We start from the raw sequence: 16,887 nt of genomic DNA, 5'->3' as shown, positions 1-16,887 counted from the left end.
CGACCTCCCCGGGAGAAACCCACCATGCCCAGCCACGAGCCCACGCCCACCCCGCCCCAGCCGGCCGCCGACACCCAGCCCGCCGCCGACACCCCACAGGCCGCGCCCGCACCGGGCGGCGCGCCCCGGTCGGCCGTGCCCGGCGGAGACACCGAACAGAAGCTCCTCGACTACCTCAAGCGCGTCACCACCGAACTCCAGCAGACCCAGAGCCGGCTGCGCAGCGTCGAGTCGCGCAGCCAGGAGCCGATCGCCATCGTCTCGATGGCCTGCCGCTTCCCCGGCGGGGTGCGCTCCCCGGAGGAGCTGTGGCAGTTGCTCACCGACGGCGGCGACGCCATCTCCGGCCTGCCCACCAACCGTGGGTGGGACCTGGCCACCCTCTACGACGCCGACCCGGACCGGGAGGGCACCAGCTACGTCACCGAGGGCGGGTTCCTGGAGGACGCCGACCGGTTCGACGCCGGCCTCTTCGGCATCTCGCCCCGCGAGGCGTTGGCCATGGACCCGCAGCAGCGGCTGGTGCTCGAACTGACCTGGGAGGCGCTGGAGCGGGCCGGGATCGACCCGCTGTCGCTGCGCGGCGCGGGCGTGGGCACCTTCATCGGCGCCAACCCGCTCGACTACCGCTCCGGCATCGAGCAGGTCCCCGACGGCTTCGAGGGCCACCTGCTGACCGGTGCCGCCGCCAGCGTCGTCTCCGGCCGCGTCGCCTACAGCTTCGGCTTCGAGGGCCCAGCCATCACCCTGGACACCGCCTGCTCGTCCTCGCTTGTCGCGCTGCACCTGGCGGTGCGGGCGCTGCGTGACGGGGAGTGCGAACTGGCCGTCGCCGGCGGCGTCGCGGTGATGTCCACGCCCGCCGAGTTCGTCGGCTTCAGCCGGCAGCGCGGCCTGGCCGCCGACGGCCGGTGCAAGGCGTTCGGCGCCGGCGCCGACGGCATGGGCCTCGGCGAGGGCGTCGGCCTGCTGCTCGTGGAGCGCCTGTCGGACGCCGTGCGCAACGGACACCAGGTGCTCGCGGTGGTACGGGGCTCCGCCGTGAACCAGGACGGCGCCAGCAACGGCCTCACCGCCCCCAGCGGCCCCTCCCAGCAGCGGGTCATCGAGGCGGCCCTGGCCGACGCCCGGCTGTCGGCCGCGCACGTCGACGCCGTCGAGACGCACGGCACCGGCACCACGCTCGGCGACCCGATTGAGGCGCAGGCCCTGCTCGCGACGTACGGGCGTAGCCGGGACGGTGACGAGCCGCTGTGGATCGGCTCGCTCAAGTCCAACATCGGGCACGCGCAGGCCGCCGCCGGCGTCGGCGGCGTCATCAAGTCGGTGCTCGCGCTGCGCGCCGGTGTGCTCCCCGCGACGCTGCACGCCGACGAGCCGACGCCCGAGGTCGACTGGTCGGCGGGCGCCGTGTCGTTGCTGTCCACCGCCCGGCCGTGGCCGGAGACCGGCCGCCCGCGCCGCGCCGGCGTCTCCGCCTTCGGCATGGGCGGCACCAACGCCCACGTGATCGTGGAACAGGCAGACACTGAACACGCTGCACACGCTGCACACGCCGCGCACGCCGAGCCCGAGCACGCCGAGCCCGCGCCGGCCGACGACGCCGGCGCGCGGGGCACGGAGCACGGGGCGCTGCCGTGGGTGGTGGCCGGCAAGACGGAGCGGGCGCTGACCGCCCAGGCGGCGCGGCTCCGCGACCACCTGGAGCGCCACCCGGAGCTGCGCCCGCTGGACGTGGCGGGCACCCTGGTCGGCGGCCGGGCCGCCCTGGAACACCGCGCCGTCGTCGTCGGAGCGGACCGTACGGAACTCCTCGCCGGCCTCGACCAGCTCGCCCGAGGCACCGACGGCGCCGGCGGCCCCGACGGCGCCCACGTCGTTCGCGGCACCGTCACCCCCGCCGCCGACCGCCCCGTCTTCGTCTTCCCGGGGCAGGGTGCCCAGTGGGTGGGGATGGCGCGGAAGTTGACGGCGTCGGCTCCGGTGTTCGCGGAGTCGATGGCGCGGTGTGGTGAGGCGTTGGCCCCGTTCATCGACTGGGACTTCGCGGCCGAGCTGGACGGTTCGCTGGAGCGCGTGGACGTCGTGCAGCCGATCTCGTGGGCGGTGATGGTCTCGCTTGCCGAGCTGTGGCGTGCGTACGGCGTGGAGCCGGCTGCCGTGGTCGGTCACTCGCAGGGTGAGATCGCGGCGGCGGTCGTCGCCGGGGCGCTGTCGTACGAGGACGGGGCGCGGGTCGTCGCGCTCCGTTCGAAGGTGATCGGCGAGCGGCTCGCCGGCAAGGGCGGGATGGTCTCGCTCGGGCTGCCGCGCGCGGCGGCCGAGGAGCGGATCGCCGGGTACGGGGAGCGGATCACCGTCGCCGCCGTCAACGGGCCGTCGGCCACGGTGGTGGCGGGCGAACCCGCCGCGCTGGACGAGCTGATCGCCGGCTGCGAGGCCGACGAGGTGCGGGCCAAGCGCATCCCGGTGGACTACGCCTCGCACACGCCGCAGGTCGAGTCGATCCGCGACGAGTTGCTGCGGGTCCTGGACGGCGTGGCGCCGCGCTCGGCCGAGGTGCCGTTCTACTCCACGGTCGAGGCCGAACCCGTGGACACGGCGGGGCTCGACGCCGCGTACTGGGTGCGCAACCTACGGCAGAGCGTCGAGTTCGAGCGCACCACGGGGGCCCTGCTCGACCACGGGTACGGCGTCTTCGTCGAGTGCAGCGCGCACCCGGTGCTGACCATGGCCATCGGCGAGACCGCCGAGCACGCCGGGGCAGCCGACGGCCCGGCCGCCGAGATCGTCGCCGTCGGCTCGCTGCGCCGCGACGAGGGCGGGCAGCGCCGCTTCCTCGCCTCGCTCGCCGAGGCGTACGCCGGCGGCGTGGCCGTCACCTGGGCGCCGCTGCTCGCCGGCGCCCGCACCGTGGAGCTACCGACGTACGCCTTCCAGCACCAGCGGTACTGGATCGAGTCCGACGGCGACGTACGACCCGAGGCCGCGCGCCGCGACCCCGCCGAGGCCGCGTTCTGGGACGCCGTGGACGACGCGGACCTGGCCCGGCTGACCGAGACCCTCCAGGTCGACCCGGAGCAGCCGCTGCGCTCCGTGCTGCCCGCGCTGTCCGCCTGGCGGCGGCGCAACCAGGAACGGTCCGAGGTGGACTCCTGGCGCTACACCATCGCCTGGCACCCGGTCCCCGACGCCCCGGCCCCCGCGCTGCGCGGCGGTTGGCTGGCCGTCGTGCCCACGGAGCGCGCCGACGACCCCGCTGTACGGGGCACGCTGGCCGCCCTGGAGCGGCACGGGGCCGACGTCGTACGCCTCGACGTGGAGGCCGCCGACGCGGACCGGGCCAAGCTGACCGCCCGGCTCGGCGAGGTCGTCGGCGACGGCGCCGGCCTGACCGGCGTGCTGTCGCTGTGGCCGCTGGACGACGCCTCGCCGCACCCCGACCACGCCGCCCTGTCCGCCGGCGTGATGGGCTCCCTCGCGCTGCTCCAGGCCATCGGCGACGCGGGGTTGGCCGCGCCGCTGTGGTGCGTGACCCGGGGCGGCGTCGCCGTGGACGACGCCGACCCGCGCCCCAGCCGCGTCCAGGCCCAGGTGTGGGGCCTCGGCCGGGTCGCCGCGCTGGAGCAGGCCGCGCGCTGGGGCGGCCTCGTCGACCTGCCGGCCGACGCCGACGAGCGGGCGCTGAACCGCCTCGTGGCGGTCCTCGGCGGGCTCGACGGCGAGGACCAGGTGGCCGTGCGCCGCACCGGCATGCTCGCCCGCCGCATGGTGCGCGACCTCCTCGGCGGCGGCGAACCGGTGCGCGACTGGCAACCCCGCGACACCGTGCTGATCACCGGCGGGACCGGCGCGCTCGGCACCCTGCTGGCCCGCTGGTGCGCCCAGCAGGGGGCCGCGCACCTGGTCCTCACCAGCCGCCGCGGGCTCGACGCGCCCGGCGCCGCCGAACTGGAGCGGGAGCTGACCGCGCTCGGCGCCAGGGTCACCATCGCCGCCTGCGACATCGCCAACTACGACGAACTCGCCGACCTGGTACGCCGCGTGGAGGCCGAAGGGCCGCCGATCCGCGCGGTCGTGCACACCGCCGCCCACATCGACCTGGGCCCGCTGGACGAGGCCAGGCCCGCCGACTTCGCCGACGCGTTCGCGGCCAAGGTCGAGGGCGCCGAACACCTGGACCGCCTCTTCGACCAGGACACCCTGGACGCGTTCGTGCTTTACTCCTCGATCGCCGCGTTCTGGGGCAGCGGCTACCACGGCGCGTACGCGGCGGCCAACGCCCACCTGGACGCCATGGCCTACCAGCGGCGCGCCCGTGGCCTCGCCGCCACCTCGATGGCCTGGGGCGTGTGGCGGCCGGTGGACATCAAGGAGAGCTACGCCGCCGAGCGGATGGCCATCAGCGAGCGCGCCCAGGCGCAGGGCCTGCCGTTCCTCGAACCCGACCTGGGCATCGCGGCGCTCAAGCAGTCCCTGGACAACGACGACACGTTCATCGCCCTGGCCAACATCGACTGGGAGCAGTTCGTCGCCCTGTTCACCATGGCCCGCCCCACCCGGTTGCTGGACGCGCTGCCGGAGGCGACCCGCGTCATGCGGCAGTTGCGCGAGGCGGCCGAGGCGGAACCGGCCGGCACCACCGCGGCGGCGGCCGAACTGCGCCAGCGCCTGGCGCCGCTGCCCGACGAGGAGCGCGGGCGCATCCTGCTCGACCTGGTCCGCACGCACGCCGCGGCCGTACTCGGCCACCCCACCACCGACGAGGTCAAGCCCGGACACCCGTTCCGCGACCTGGGCTTCGACTCGCTCACCTCGGTGGAACTGCGCAACCGGCTGGGCCGGGCCACCGGGTTGAAGCTGCCGGCGACCCTGGCCTTCGACCACCCCACGCCGCAGGCCCTGGTGGGGCTGTTGCGGGCCGAACTCCTCCAGGAGAGCGCCACCACCGCGGAGTCCGTGCACACCGACATCGACCGGATGGCCGCGGCCCTCACCGACCTCGACGTGGACGACCTGGGCCGCGAGGCCATCACCGAACGGCTGCGGGCCCTGCTCGCCCAGTGGACCGGCAGCCAGGTCCAGGTCACCGGCGGCGACGAGACCGAGGCCGGCGAATCCGTCGCCGACCGACTGGAGACGGCATCCGACGACGAAATGTTCGCCTTCATCCGCGACGAATTGGGACGCGCATGAGAAGTGCCGCGGAATAACCCGCCCCGCACCACCAACCGGTCCTTTCCAGCACCGCCCCGCCCGGGGCGCGCCCCGCACCAAGCGGCGCGCCCCGTGGCGGGCCCCGTACGGCATCCCCGCGGGCCCGACGGCCCCGGGCCGCTGGCCAGCGCCCCGTAACGGCGCCGGCCCGCACCGACCAGCACGCGAGCAGCGCCGCGCCACAGCACCGCGCGGCGCCCGCCGAACGACAGCAGGCAGCGCGCCGGTTCGAGAAAAGCACGGGGAAATCCGAGGGGCAGCGGAAAGGGCGGGACACCTCGACTTACCCACTTTCATGAACAATTCCGTAGGGGAACCCAGTGGCCAGTAAAGAAGAGACGCTCCGCGACTACCTCAAGTGGGTAACGACCGATCTGCACGAGACCAGGCAGCGCCTGCGCAGCGTGGAGGAGGCCGCCGGCGAGCCCATCGCCATCGTCGGCATGGCCTGCCGCTTCCCCGGCGGCGTGGCCTCGCCCGAGGACCTGTGGCAGATGGTCGACGAGGGCGCCGACGCCGTCTCGGGGTTCCCCACGGACCGCGGCTGGGACCTGGAGGAGCTGTACGACCCGGACCCGGACGCGCCCGGCAAGAGCTACGTCAAGGACGGCGGGTTCCTCTACGAGGCCGCCGAGTTCGACCCGGACGTGTTCGGCATCTCGCCCCGCGAGGCCGTCGCGATGGACCCGCAGCAGCGGCTGCTCCTGGAGACCACCTGGGAGGTCTTCGAGCGCAGCGGCATCGACCCGGGCAGCGTGCGCGGCAGCCGTATCGGCACGTTCATCGGCTCCAACCGCCCCGACTACTTCACCGACATCGCCAGCGCCCCCGAGGGCCTGGAGGGGCACCTGCTGACCGGCTCCAACGCGAGCGTCGTCTCCGGCCGCATCGCCTACACCTTCGGCCTGGAGGGCCCGGCCGTCACCCTGGACACCGCCTGCTCGTCCTCGCTGGTCGCGCTGCACCTGGCCTGCACCGCGCTGCGACAGGGCGACTGCTCGATGGCACTGGCCGGCGGCGTCGCCGTGCTCTCCAGCCCCGGCGGCTTCGTCGCCTTCAGCCGGCAGCGCGGCATGTCCCGCGACGGCCGCTGCAAGGCGTTCGGCGCCGGCGCCGACGGCCTCGGCCTGGCCGAGGGCGTCGGCGTCCTCCTGGTCGAGCGGCTCTCGGACGCGCGGAAGAACGGGCACCAGGTGCTCGCGGTGGTGCGCGGTTCGGCCGTCAACCAGGACGGCGCCAGCAACGGGCTGAGCGCCCCGAGCGGCCCCGCGCAGGAGCGCGTCATCCGGCAGGCGCTCATCAACGCCAAGCTGAACGCCGGCCAGGTGGACGCCGTGGAGGCGCACGGCACGGGCACGCCACTCGGCGACCCGATCGAGGCGCAGGCCCTGCTCGCCACGTACGGCCAGGGCCGCCCCGCCGACCGCCCGCTGTGGCTCGGCTCGTTCAAGTCCAACATCGGGCACGCGCAGGCGGCGGCCGGTGTGGCTGGTGTGATCAAGACCGTCATGTCGTTGCGAGAAGGCGTGCTGCCGCGGACGTTGCATGCGGAGGAGGCGTCGCCGCACATCGACTGGTCGGCGGGTGCGGTGTCGTTGTTGACCCAGGCGCGGCCGTGGCCGGAGAAGGCGGAGCCGTGGCGGGCTGGTGTCTCCTCGTTCGGGATCAGTGGCACCAACGCGCACGTGATCCTGGAGCAGGCCCCCGAGCCGGAGTCCGAGGCCGGAGCTGAGTCCGGGGCGGCCGACGCTGGCTCCGCACCGCAGGTGCCCGTCACACAGGGCGCCGCCCCGTCCGACGCTGGCGTGCTGCCGTGGGTCGTCGCGGGCAAGAGTCCCGCCGCGCTGCGCGCGCAGGCGCTGCGGCTGCACGCCTTCCTCACCGAGCGCCCCGAGTGGGCGCCCCGTGACGTGGCCGCCTCGCTGGTCCGCACCCGGGCCGCACTGGAGCACCGCGCCGTCGTCGTCGGAGCCGACCGTACGGAGCTGCTGGCCGGGCTGGCCGCCGTCGCCCGCGAGGAGGCCACCCCGACGGCCGCCGTCGGGGTGGCCCAGCAGGGCGGCAAGGCCGTCTTCGTCTTCCCGGGGCAGGGCGCCCAGTGGGTGGGGATGGCGCGGGAGTTGATGGCCTCGGCTCCGGTGTTCGCGGAGTCGATGGGGCGGTGTGGTGAGGCGTTGGCCCCGTTCATCGACTGGGACTTCGCGGCCGAGCTGGACGGTTCGCTGGAGCGGGTTGACGTGGTGCAGCCGCTGTCGTGGGCGGTGATGGTCTCGCTGGCGGAGTTGTGGCGTGCGTACGGCGTGGAGCCGGCAGCGGTGGTGGGTCACTCGCAGGGTGAGATCGCTGCGGCGGTCGTCGCCGGGGCGCTGTCGTACGAGGACGGGGCGCGGGTCGTCGCGCTCCGTTCGAAGGTGATCGGCGAACGCCTCGCCGGCAAGGGCGGCATGGTCTCGCTCGGCCTGCCGCGCGCCGAGGCCGAGGCCCGCATCGCCCCGTACGCCGGCCGGGTCACCGTCGCCGCGGTCAACGGGGCCTCGTCCACGGTGGTGGCCGGCGAACCCGCCGCGCTGGACGAGTTGGTGGCCGGGTGCGAGGCCGACGACGTACGCGCCAAGCGCATCCCCGTGGACTACGCCTCGCACTCGCCGCAGGTGGACTCCGTCCGCGACGAGTTGCTGCGCGTCCTGGACGGCGTCGCGCCGCGCCCGGCCGCCGTGCCGTTCTACTCCACGGTGGACGGGGCGCTGCTCGACACGGCCGGGCTCGACGCCGCGTACTGGGTGCGCAACCTGCGCCAGACCGTCGAGTTCCAGCAGGTCATCGCGGACCTGATCGACCTGGGGCACCGCACGTTCATCGAGTCCAGCTCGCACCCGGTGCTCGCGATGGCGGTCGGCGAGACCGCCGAGCAGGCGGGGGTGGCGGAGGTGGCCGCCGTCGGGTCGCTGCGCCGCGACGAGGGCGGGTTGGACCGCTTCGTACGCTCGCTCGCCGAGGCGTACGCGCGCGGCGTCGCCGTGGACTGGTCGCCGCTGCTCGCCGGCGCGCGCACGGTGGAGTTGCCCACGTACGCCTTCCAGCGCGACCGGTACTGGCTGGAGGCGCGCGACGCGGTGGCCACCGGCGGTGGGCGGGACGCGCACGAGGACCGGTTCTGGGACGCCGTCGAGCGCGAGGACCTGGCCGACCTGACGGACGCGCTGGCCGTCGGCGCCGACCAGCCGCTGGCGGACGTGCTGCCGGCGCTGTCCGCCTGGCGGCGCCGGGAGCGCGAGCGCTCGGTGCTCGACTCCTGGCGCTACCGGCTCGACTGGCAGCCGCTGCCCACCCCGGCCACCGGCACACTGCCCGGCACCTGGCTGCTGCTCGCCCCGGAACTGCCCGGCGCGGGCGACGACGGAGCGGCCGACGACGGAGCGGCCGACGACGGGGCGAACGGAGCGGATGGTGCGGACGGGGCGGCCTGGCTGGCCGCGTCCGCCCGGGCGCTGACCGGCGCCGGCGCGCACGTCCTGCGGGTCCGCGTGGACCCGCGGGCCCCCCGCGCGGAGTTGGCCGGCACCCTGCGCACCGTCCTGGCCGACGCCGGACACGGAGCCGGTGCCGGACACGGGGCCGACGCTGGACACGGAGCCGACGCGGAGCAGGCGGCCACCACGGGGCACGGGACCGTCGCCGGCGTGCTCTCCCTGCTGGCCCTGGACACCACCCCGCACGCCGCGCACCCCGAACTCACCGCAGGCACCCTCGGCACCCTGGCCCTGCTCCAGGCGATGGGCGACGTCGGCCTGGACGCCCCGCTGTGGTGCGCCACCCGGGGCGCCGTCTCCACCGGCGAGGCCGACCCCGTCACGCACCCCGCCAGCGCCCCCGTCTGGGGCGTCGGCCGGGTGGCCGCGCTGGAGTACCCGCAGCGCTGGGGCGGCGTCGTGGACCTGCCCGCCGACGCCGGCGAGCGGGCCCAACGCGCCCTGGCCGCCGCGCTGGCCGGCGGCGCGGGCGAGGACCAGGTCGCGGTGCGCCCGGCCGGCCTGTTCGCCGCCCGCCTGGTGCGCGCGGGCGGTGCCGACCGCCCCGTGACCGGCGCCTGGCGCCCGGGCCCCGGCACCGTCCTCATCACCGGCGGCACCGGCGCGCTCGGCGCGCACGTCGCCCGCTGGCTGGCCCGCGCCGGCGCCCAGCACCTGCTGCTCACCAGCCGTCGGGGCCCGGACGCGCCCGGCGCCGCCGCACTGGAGCGGGAACTGACCGCGCTCGGCGCGGCCGTCACTCTCGCCGCGTGCGACGCCGCCGACCGCGACGCGCTCGCCGCCACCCTCGACGCCCTCCCCGCCGACCGGCCCCTGACGGCCGTCTTCCACGCGGCCGGCGTCCTCGACGACACCATCGTGGACTCCCTCACGCCCGAGCGCGTCGCCGGCGTCGTACGCCCCAAGGCCACCGCCGCCCGCCACCTGCACGAGCTGACCGCCGGGCACGACCTGACGGCTTTCGTGCTGTTCTCCTCGTTCGCCAGCGTCTTCCCGAGCATCGGGCAGGCCAACTACGCGGCGGCCAACACCTACCTGGACGCCCTCGCCGCCCACCGGCGGGCCCAGGGCCTGCCGGCGACCTCCGTGATGTGGGGCTCGTGGGGCGGCGGCGGGCTCGCCGACGGCGAGGTGGGGGAGCGGCTGCGCGCCGACGGCGTGCCGCCCATGGACCCCGAACGCGCCGTCGCCTCCCTGGAGCGCGCCATCGCCTCGGGCGACACCGTCCTCGGCGTCGTGGACATCGACTGGGCCACCATCGCCCCCAACGCCACCGCCGTGCGCCCCTACCCGCTGATCACCGGCGTCCCCGAGGCCCGCGCCGCCATCGAGGCCGCCGCGGCCCCGTCGGCCGGTGGCCCGTCCGCCGCCGGGGGCGCGACGGAGCTGGCCCAGCGCCTGGCCCCGCTCCCGGCGGCCGACCAGGACCGCGAACTGCTCACCCTGGTCCGTACGCACGCCGGCGCCGCGCTCGGCCACCCCGACCCGCAGGGCGTCGACCCGGACCGGGCGTTCAAGGACCTCGGCGTGGACTCGCTGATCGCCGTGGACCTGCGCAACCGACTGAACACCGCGACCGGGCTCAAGCTGCCCGCCACCCTGGTCTTCGACCACCCCACCCCGCAGGCCCTCGCCCGCCACCTGCGCGGCGCCCTCGTCGGCACCCCGGCCCCCGCCGACGCGGCCCCCGCCGCGCGCGCCACGGCCGCCGCGTCCGACGAGCCCATCGCCATCGTCGGCATGGCCTGCCGGATGCCCGGCGGGGTGCGCTCGCCCGAGGAGCTGTGGGAGTTGCTCGCGACCGGCGGCGACGCCATCGCCGGCTTCCCCACCGACCGTGGCTGGGACGTGGAGGGGATGTACGACCCGGACCCGGACGCCGCCGGCAAGACGTACGTCCGCGAGGGCGGGTTCCTGTACGACGCGGCCGAGTTCGACGCGGCCTTCTTCGGCATCTCGCCGCGCGAGGCCCTGGCCATGGACCCGCAGCAGCGGCTGCTCCTGGAGACCTCCTGGGAGGCCCTGGAGCGCGCCGGCATCGCCCCGGCCAGCCTGGAGTCCACGCCCACCGGCGTGTTCGTCGGCGCCGGCCACCGCGGCTACGTCACCGGCCTCCAGGACCTGCCCGAGGGCGCCGAGGGCTACCTCATGACGGGCAACGCCTCCAGCGTGCTCTCCGGCCGCATCTCGTACACCTTCGGCTTCGAGGGCCCGGCCGTCACCGTCGACACCGCCTGCTCGTCCTCGCTGGTCGCCCTGCACATGGCCGTGCAGGCGCTGCGTAGCGGCGAGTGCACCATGGCCCTGGCGGGCGGCGTCGCCGTGATGCCGGGCGCCGAGGTCTTCGTCGAGTTCAGCCGCCAGCGCGGGCTCGCCCCCGACGGCCGCTGCAAGGCGTTCGCGGCGGGCGCCGACGGCACCGGCTGGTCCGAGGGCGTGGGCGTACTCCTCGTGGAGCGGCTGTCCGACGCGCGGAAGAACGGCCACCAGGTCCTCGCCGTCGTCCGAGGCTCGGCCATCAACCAGGACGGCGCCAGCAACGGCCTCACCGCCCCCAACGGCCCGTCCCAGCGACGCGTCATCGAGGCCGCCCTCGCCAACGCCGGGCTGAGCGCGGCCGACGTGGACGCCGTCGAGGCGCACGGCACCGGCACCCCGCTGGGCGACCCCATCGAGGCGCAGGCCCTGCTCGCCACGTACGGCAAGGAGCGCGGCGCCGACCAGCCGCTGTGGCTCGGCTCCGTCAAGTCCAACCTCGGGCACACCCAGGCCGCGGCCGGCGTCGCCGGCATCATCAAGATGGTGCTGGCGATGCGCGCGGGCACGCTGCCCAAGACGCTGCACGTGGACGAGCCGACGGCCGAGGTCGACTGGGCGTCGGGCGCCGTGGCGCTGCTCACCGAGGACCGCCCGTGGGAGAGCGCGCCCGGCTCCGTGCGCCGCGCCGCCGTCTCCTCGTTCGGCGTCAGCGGCACCAACGCCCACGTGATCATCGAGCAGGCCCCGCCGGCCGAGGCCCCCACGGCCCCCGAGCCCGCCCGGGCCCCGGCGCCCCTGCCGGTGACGCCGTGGCCGCTGTCGGCCCGTGGCACGGCGGCGCTGCGCGCCCAGGCCGCGCGCCTGCTGGCCCACCTGGAGGCGAACCCCGAACTGCCGCTGGCGGCCGTCGGCGCCTCGTTGGCCGCCTCCCGCGCGGACCTCAGCCACCGCGCCGTGGCGCTGGGCGAGACCCGCGCCGAACTCCTCGCCGCCCTCGCCCACCTCGCCGACGACACCCCCACCCCCGACGCCGTCACCGGCCAGGCGACCGCCGGCCGTACTGCCCTGCTGTTCGGTGGGCAGGGGAGCCAGCGCCTGGGTATGGGGCGCGACCTGCACGCCGCGTTCCCGGTGTTCGCCGAGGCGTGGGACGCCGTCGCCGCCGAGTTGGACGGTGCGCTGCCGCGTCCGTTGGGCGAGGTGGTGTGGGGCGATGACCCGGCGGTGTTGGAGCGTACCGAGTACGCCCAGCCGGCCCTGTTCGCCCTTGAGGTGGCCCTGTTCCGACTCCTGGAGTCCTGGGGCGTCAGGCCGGCCCAGGTCGCCGGCCACTCGGTCGGCGAGATCGCGGCGGCCCACGTTGCCGGGGTGTTGTCGTTGGTCGACGCGTGCCAACTGGTCTTCTCTCGCGGTCGGTTGATGCAGGCGTTGCCGGCTGGTGGGGCGATGTTGGCGGTTCAGGCGTCCGAGGCGGAGGTCGCCGAGGCGCTGGCCGATCACGCCAACCAGGTGAGCGTCGCGGCGGCCAACGGGCCGTCGTCGGTGGTGGTCTCGGGCGCGGAGGCGGCGGTCGCGGAGCTGGAGGAGCGGTTCCGGGGGCTGGGGCGTCGGGTGAAGCGGTTGCGGGTGAGCCATGCGTTCCACTCGCCGTTGATGGCGCCGATGGTGGACGAGTTCCGTGCGGTGGTCTCCGGGCTCGCCTTCGGCAAGCCGGAGCTTGGCGTGGTGACCACCGGTGGTCGGGTCGACGGTGACTGGAGCGATCCGGAGTACTGGGTACGGCACGTCAGCGAGCCCGTACGGTTCCACGACGCCGTACGCCAACTCCACGCCGACGGAGCCACCGTCCTCCTTGAGGTCGGCGCCGACGGGACGCTGACCGGCATGGCCCAGGAGTGCCTGGCCGACGCGTCCGACGCGACGCTGGTGCCGCTGCTGCGCAAGGACAAGGCCGAGCCGCGCACCGCCGTCGAGGCGTTGGCCCGCGCGCACGCGAACGGCGTCGCCGTGGACTGGTCGGCGCTCTTCCCGGCCGCCGCGACCGTGGACCTGCCCACGTACGCCTTCCAGCGCGAGCACTACTGGCTGCGCCCCTCCGCCAGCCGGGGCGACGCCACCGCCATCGGGCTCGCCTCGCCTCAGCACCCGCTGCTCGGCGCGGCCGTCCCGCTCGCCGACGGCGGTGGCGTGCTGCTCACCGGTCGGCTCTCCACGCACACCCACCCCTGGCTCGCGGACCACCGCGTGGCCGGCGCGGTGCTGCTGCCCGGCACGGCCTTCGTGGAGCTGGCCATCCGCGCCGGCGACGAGGTCGGCTGCGGGCGCGTCGAGGAGTTGACCCTCCAGGCGCCCCTGTTGCTGCCCGCGCGGGGCGGCGTGCAGCTCCAGGTCACCGTCGGCGAGCCCACCGAGTCCGGCGCCCGCCCCGTGCGGATCCACTCCCGCCCCGACGGCCCCGACGGCGCCGACGGCGCCGAGGGCGAGTGGTCCTGCCACGCGGTCGGCGAACTGTCCCCGGCCGAGTCCGCCACCCCGCACGCGCTGACCGCCTGGCCCCCGCAGGACGCCGAGCCGGTCGACCTGACCGACTTCTACGCTCGGCTCGCCGAGGCAGGCTCGCTCTACGGCCCCGCCTTCCAGGGCCTGCGGGCCGCGTGGCGGCGGGGCGAGGAGGTGTTCGCCGAGGTCGCGCTCGACGCGGCGGACGAGGCGGCCGGCTTCGGGCTGCACCCGGCCGTCCTGGACGCCGCGCTGCACCCGATCGGCCTGGGCGGACTGCTGCGCACCAGCGGCCAGTCGGTGTTGCCGTTCGCGTGGAGCGGCGTCGAGCTGTACGCGGCGGGCGCCGCGACGGTGCGGGTACGGCTCACGCCGTCCGGGGCCGACGCCGTGAGCGTGACCGTCGCGGACGCCACCGGCGCCCCGGTGGCCACCGTCGACTCGCTCGTGCTGCGCCCCGTGTCGGCGGGCGCGCTGCGCGAGGCGCACGCCGAGGTGCGCGACGCGCTGTTCCGCGTGGACTGGGTGCCGGCGCCGGAGACCGGGCCCGCGCGCGAACTGGGCCGGGTCGCCATCCTCGGCCAGGACGCGCCGAGCCTCGCCGAACTGCCCGCCGACCTGCCCGACGTGGTGGTCGCGCAGGTGCCGCCCACCGAGGACGCACGGGCCGCCGTGACCGGCACCCTCGACCTGGTGCGCGGTTGGCTGGCCGACGACCGGTTCGCCGACGCCACGCTGGCCGTCGTCACCCGGCACGGCCTGCTCGCGCACGCCGCGGCGGCCGGCCTGGTCCGCTCCGCCCAGTCGGAGAACCCGGGCCGCCTGCTGCTCGTCGAGGTGGCCGAGGAGTCGGACGCCGAGGGCACGGCCCAACAGGTCGCGGCCGACGCCGCCGCCCCGTCCCTCGACGGCGACCCCGCCGCGCTCGCCCCGCTGCCGGCCGCCGGCCTCGCCGCGGCGCTGGCCTGCGGCGAACCCCACACGCGGGTCCAGGGCGACGCGGTGCTCGTGCCCCGCCTCGCCCGCGCCACCGGCGACGGCGCGCTGCTGCCCCCGGCCGACGGCCCCTGGCACCTGGCCGTACGGGGCGGCTCCGGCACCCTGGACGACCTGGAACTGGCCGCCAACCCGGACGCGAGCCGGCCGCTGGCGGCCGGCGAGGTACGCGTCGCCGTACGGGCCACCGGGCTCAACTTCCGCGACGTGCTCATCGCGCTCGGCATGTACCCGGGCGACGCCCCGCCGCTCGGCAACGAGGGCTCCGGCATCGTCCTGGAGACCGGCCCCGACGTCACCGGGTTCGCCCCCGGCGACCGCGTCCTCGGCCTGCTGCCCGACGCCATGGGCCCGTACGCCGTCACCGACCAGCGCCTGCTTGCCCCGCTGCCCGCCGGCTGGTCCTACGAACAGGCCGCCTCGGTCCCCGTGGTGTTCCTGACGGCGTGGATGGGGCTGGTGGACCTGGCCGGCGTCGGCCCGGGCGATGCCGTACTCGTCCACGCGGCGGCCGGTGGCGTGGGCATGGCGGCGGTGCAGTTGGCCAAGCTGCGCGGGGCCGAGGTGTTCGCGACGGCGAGTGAGCCCAAGTGGGACGTACTGCGCGGACTTGGTGTGGCCGATGACCACATCGCGTCCTCGCGTTCGCTGGAGTTCCGGGACCGGTTCCTGGCCGCGACCGGGGGTCGTGGTGTGGACGTGGTGCTGAACTCGCTGGCGGGGGAGTACGTGGACGCCTCGCTGGCCCTCCTCCCGCGCGGTGGGCACTTCCTGGAGATGGGCAAGACCGACATCCGCGAACCCGCCGACGTCGCCGCCCGACACGAGGGCGTCACGTACAACGCCTTCGACCTGATCACCAGCGGCCCGGACCGGATCGGCGCCATGCTCACCGAGGTCGTGGGCCTGCTGGCACGCGGCGAGCTGACCCCGCTGCCGGTGCGCTCCTGGGATGTGCGCCGCGCGCCGGAGGCGTTCCGGCACGTCAGCCAGGCCAAGCACGTCGGCAAGGTGGTCCTCACCGTCCCGGCCGCCTGGGACCGCGCCGGCACGGTGCTGGTCACCGGCGCCACCGGCACCCTCGGCGGCCTGGTCGCCCGACACCTGGCCACCGAGCACGGCGTACGGCACCTGCTGCTGACCAGCCGGCGTGGCCCGGCCGCCGACGGGGCGGACGAACTGCTCGCCGAGTTGCGCAAGGCGGGCGCGGAGCCGGAGTTGGTGGCCTGTGACGCGGCCGACCGGGACGCGCTGGCCGCGACCCTCGCGGCCGTTCCGGCGGACCGTCCGCTGACGGCGGTGGTGCACGTCGCCGGCGTCGTGGACGACGGCGTCATCGGCTCGCTCACGGACGAGCAGGTCGAGCGGGTGCTGCGGCCCAAGGTGGACGCGGCCCGTAACCTGCACGAGCTGACCGCGGGCCACGACCTGGCCGCGTTCGTCCTCTTCTCCTCCATGGGCGGCGTGCTCGGCGGCGCCGGCCAGGGCAACTACGCGGCGGCCAACTCCTACCTGGACGCCCTCGCCGCGCGCCGCAGGGAGCACGGGCTGCCCGCGCTCTCGCTGGCCTGGGGCCTGTGGGAGGAGGCCAGCGGCATGACCGGCAAGCTGGGCCGCGAGGATCTGGCCCGGGTCAGCCGCTCCGGCGTCCAGGCGCTCAGCAACGAACAGGGCCTCGCGCTGTTCGACGCGGCCCTGGGCGCGGACGCCGCGATGCTGCTGCCGGCCAGGTTCAACCTCGGCATGTGGCGCGCCAAGGCCGCCACCGAGGAGGTGCCGGCGCTGCTCCGTGGCCTGGTCCGCGCCCCGCAGCGGCGGGCCGCGAGCGCGGCCGTCGACACCTCGGGCGCCGCCGCGCTGGCCCAGCGACTGGCCCGCGCCCCGCGCGCCGAGCGCGAACGCGTCCTGCTCGACCTCGTACGCACCCACGCGGCCACCGTCCTCGGCCACTCCCACGCCCAGGGCATCGAGGCCGAACGGCCTTTCCGGGACGTGGGGTTCGACTCGCTCACCGCCGTCGAACTGCGCAACCGGCTCGGCGCGGCCACCGGCCTCAAGCTGGCCGCGGCCGTGGTCTTCGACCACCCGACGCCGCTCGTGCTCGCCACCCACCTGGCGGACGAACTCGCCACCGGCGACGAGACCGCGCCCGGCGCGGGCGCCGACGGCGACCCGCAGGAGGCCGCGTTCCGCCAGGCGCTGGCCGCCCTGCCCCTGTCCACGCTCCGCGACGCGGGCGTCATGGACACCCTGCTGCGCATCACCGGCCTCGACCACGGCTCCGCCGATGGCGACGAGAAGGCCGACGCCGCGTCCATCGCGGCCATGGACGTCGGCGACCTCGTCCAGATGGCGCTGCGCAAGAACGAATCCTGAAGCGACCCCG

At 75.9% G+C, this 16,887-nt stretch carries 2 protein-coding genes; both read left to right on the top strand.

Annotated features, from left to right (window positions below):
• Positions 1–24: 24 nt before the first annotated feature.
• A complete protein-coding gene (locus AC3CHW_RS09470; protein ID WP_488470155.1) occupies positions 25–5,196 on the top strand; it encodes a type I polyketide synthase in 5,172 nt (1,723 codons plus the stop codon).
• A gap of 341 nt (positions 5,197–5,537) precedes the next feature.
• Entirely contained in the window at positions 5,538–16,877 is an 11,340-nt protein-coding gene (locus tag AC3CHW_RS09465; protein WP_488470154.1) for a type I polyketide synthase, read from the top strand.
• Positions 16,878–16,887: the final 10 nt, after the last annotated feature.

The sequence above is a fragment of the Streptomyces sp. MGP-BFMKR1 genome, assembly GCF_057766585.1.
This window is presented reverse-complemented; position numbering and strand designations above follow the sequence as displayed.

Bases quoted from the DNA above. Each gene is read 5' to 3' on its own strand.
- AC3CHW_RS09470 (WP_488470155.1), top strand. From the start codon at position 25: ATGCCCAGCCACGAGCCCACGCCCACCCCGCCCCAGCCGGCCGCCGAC.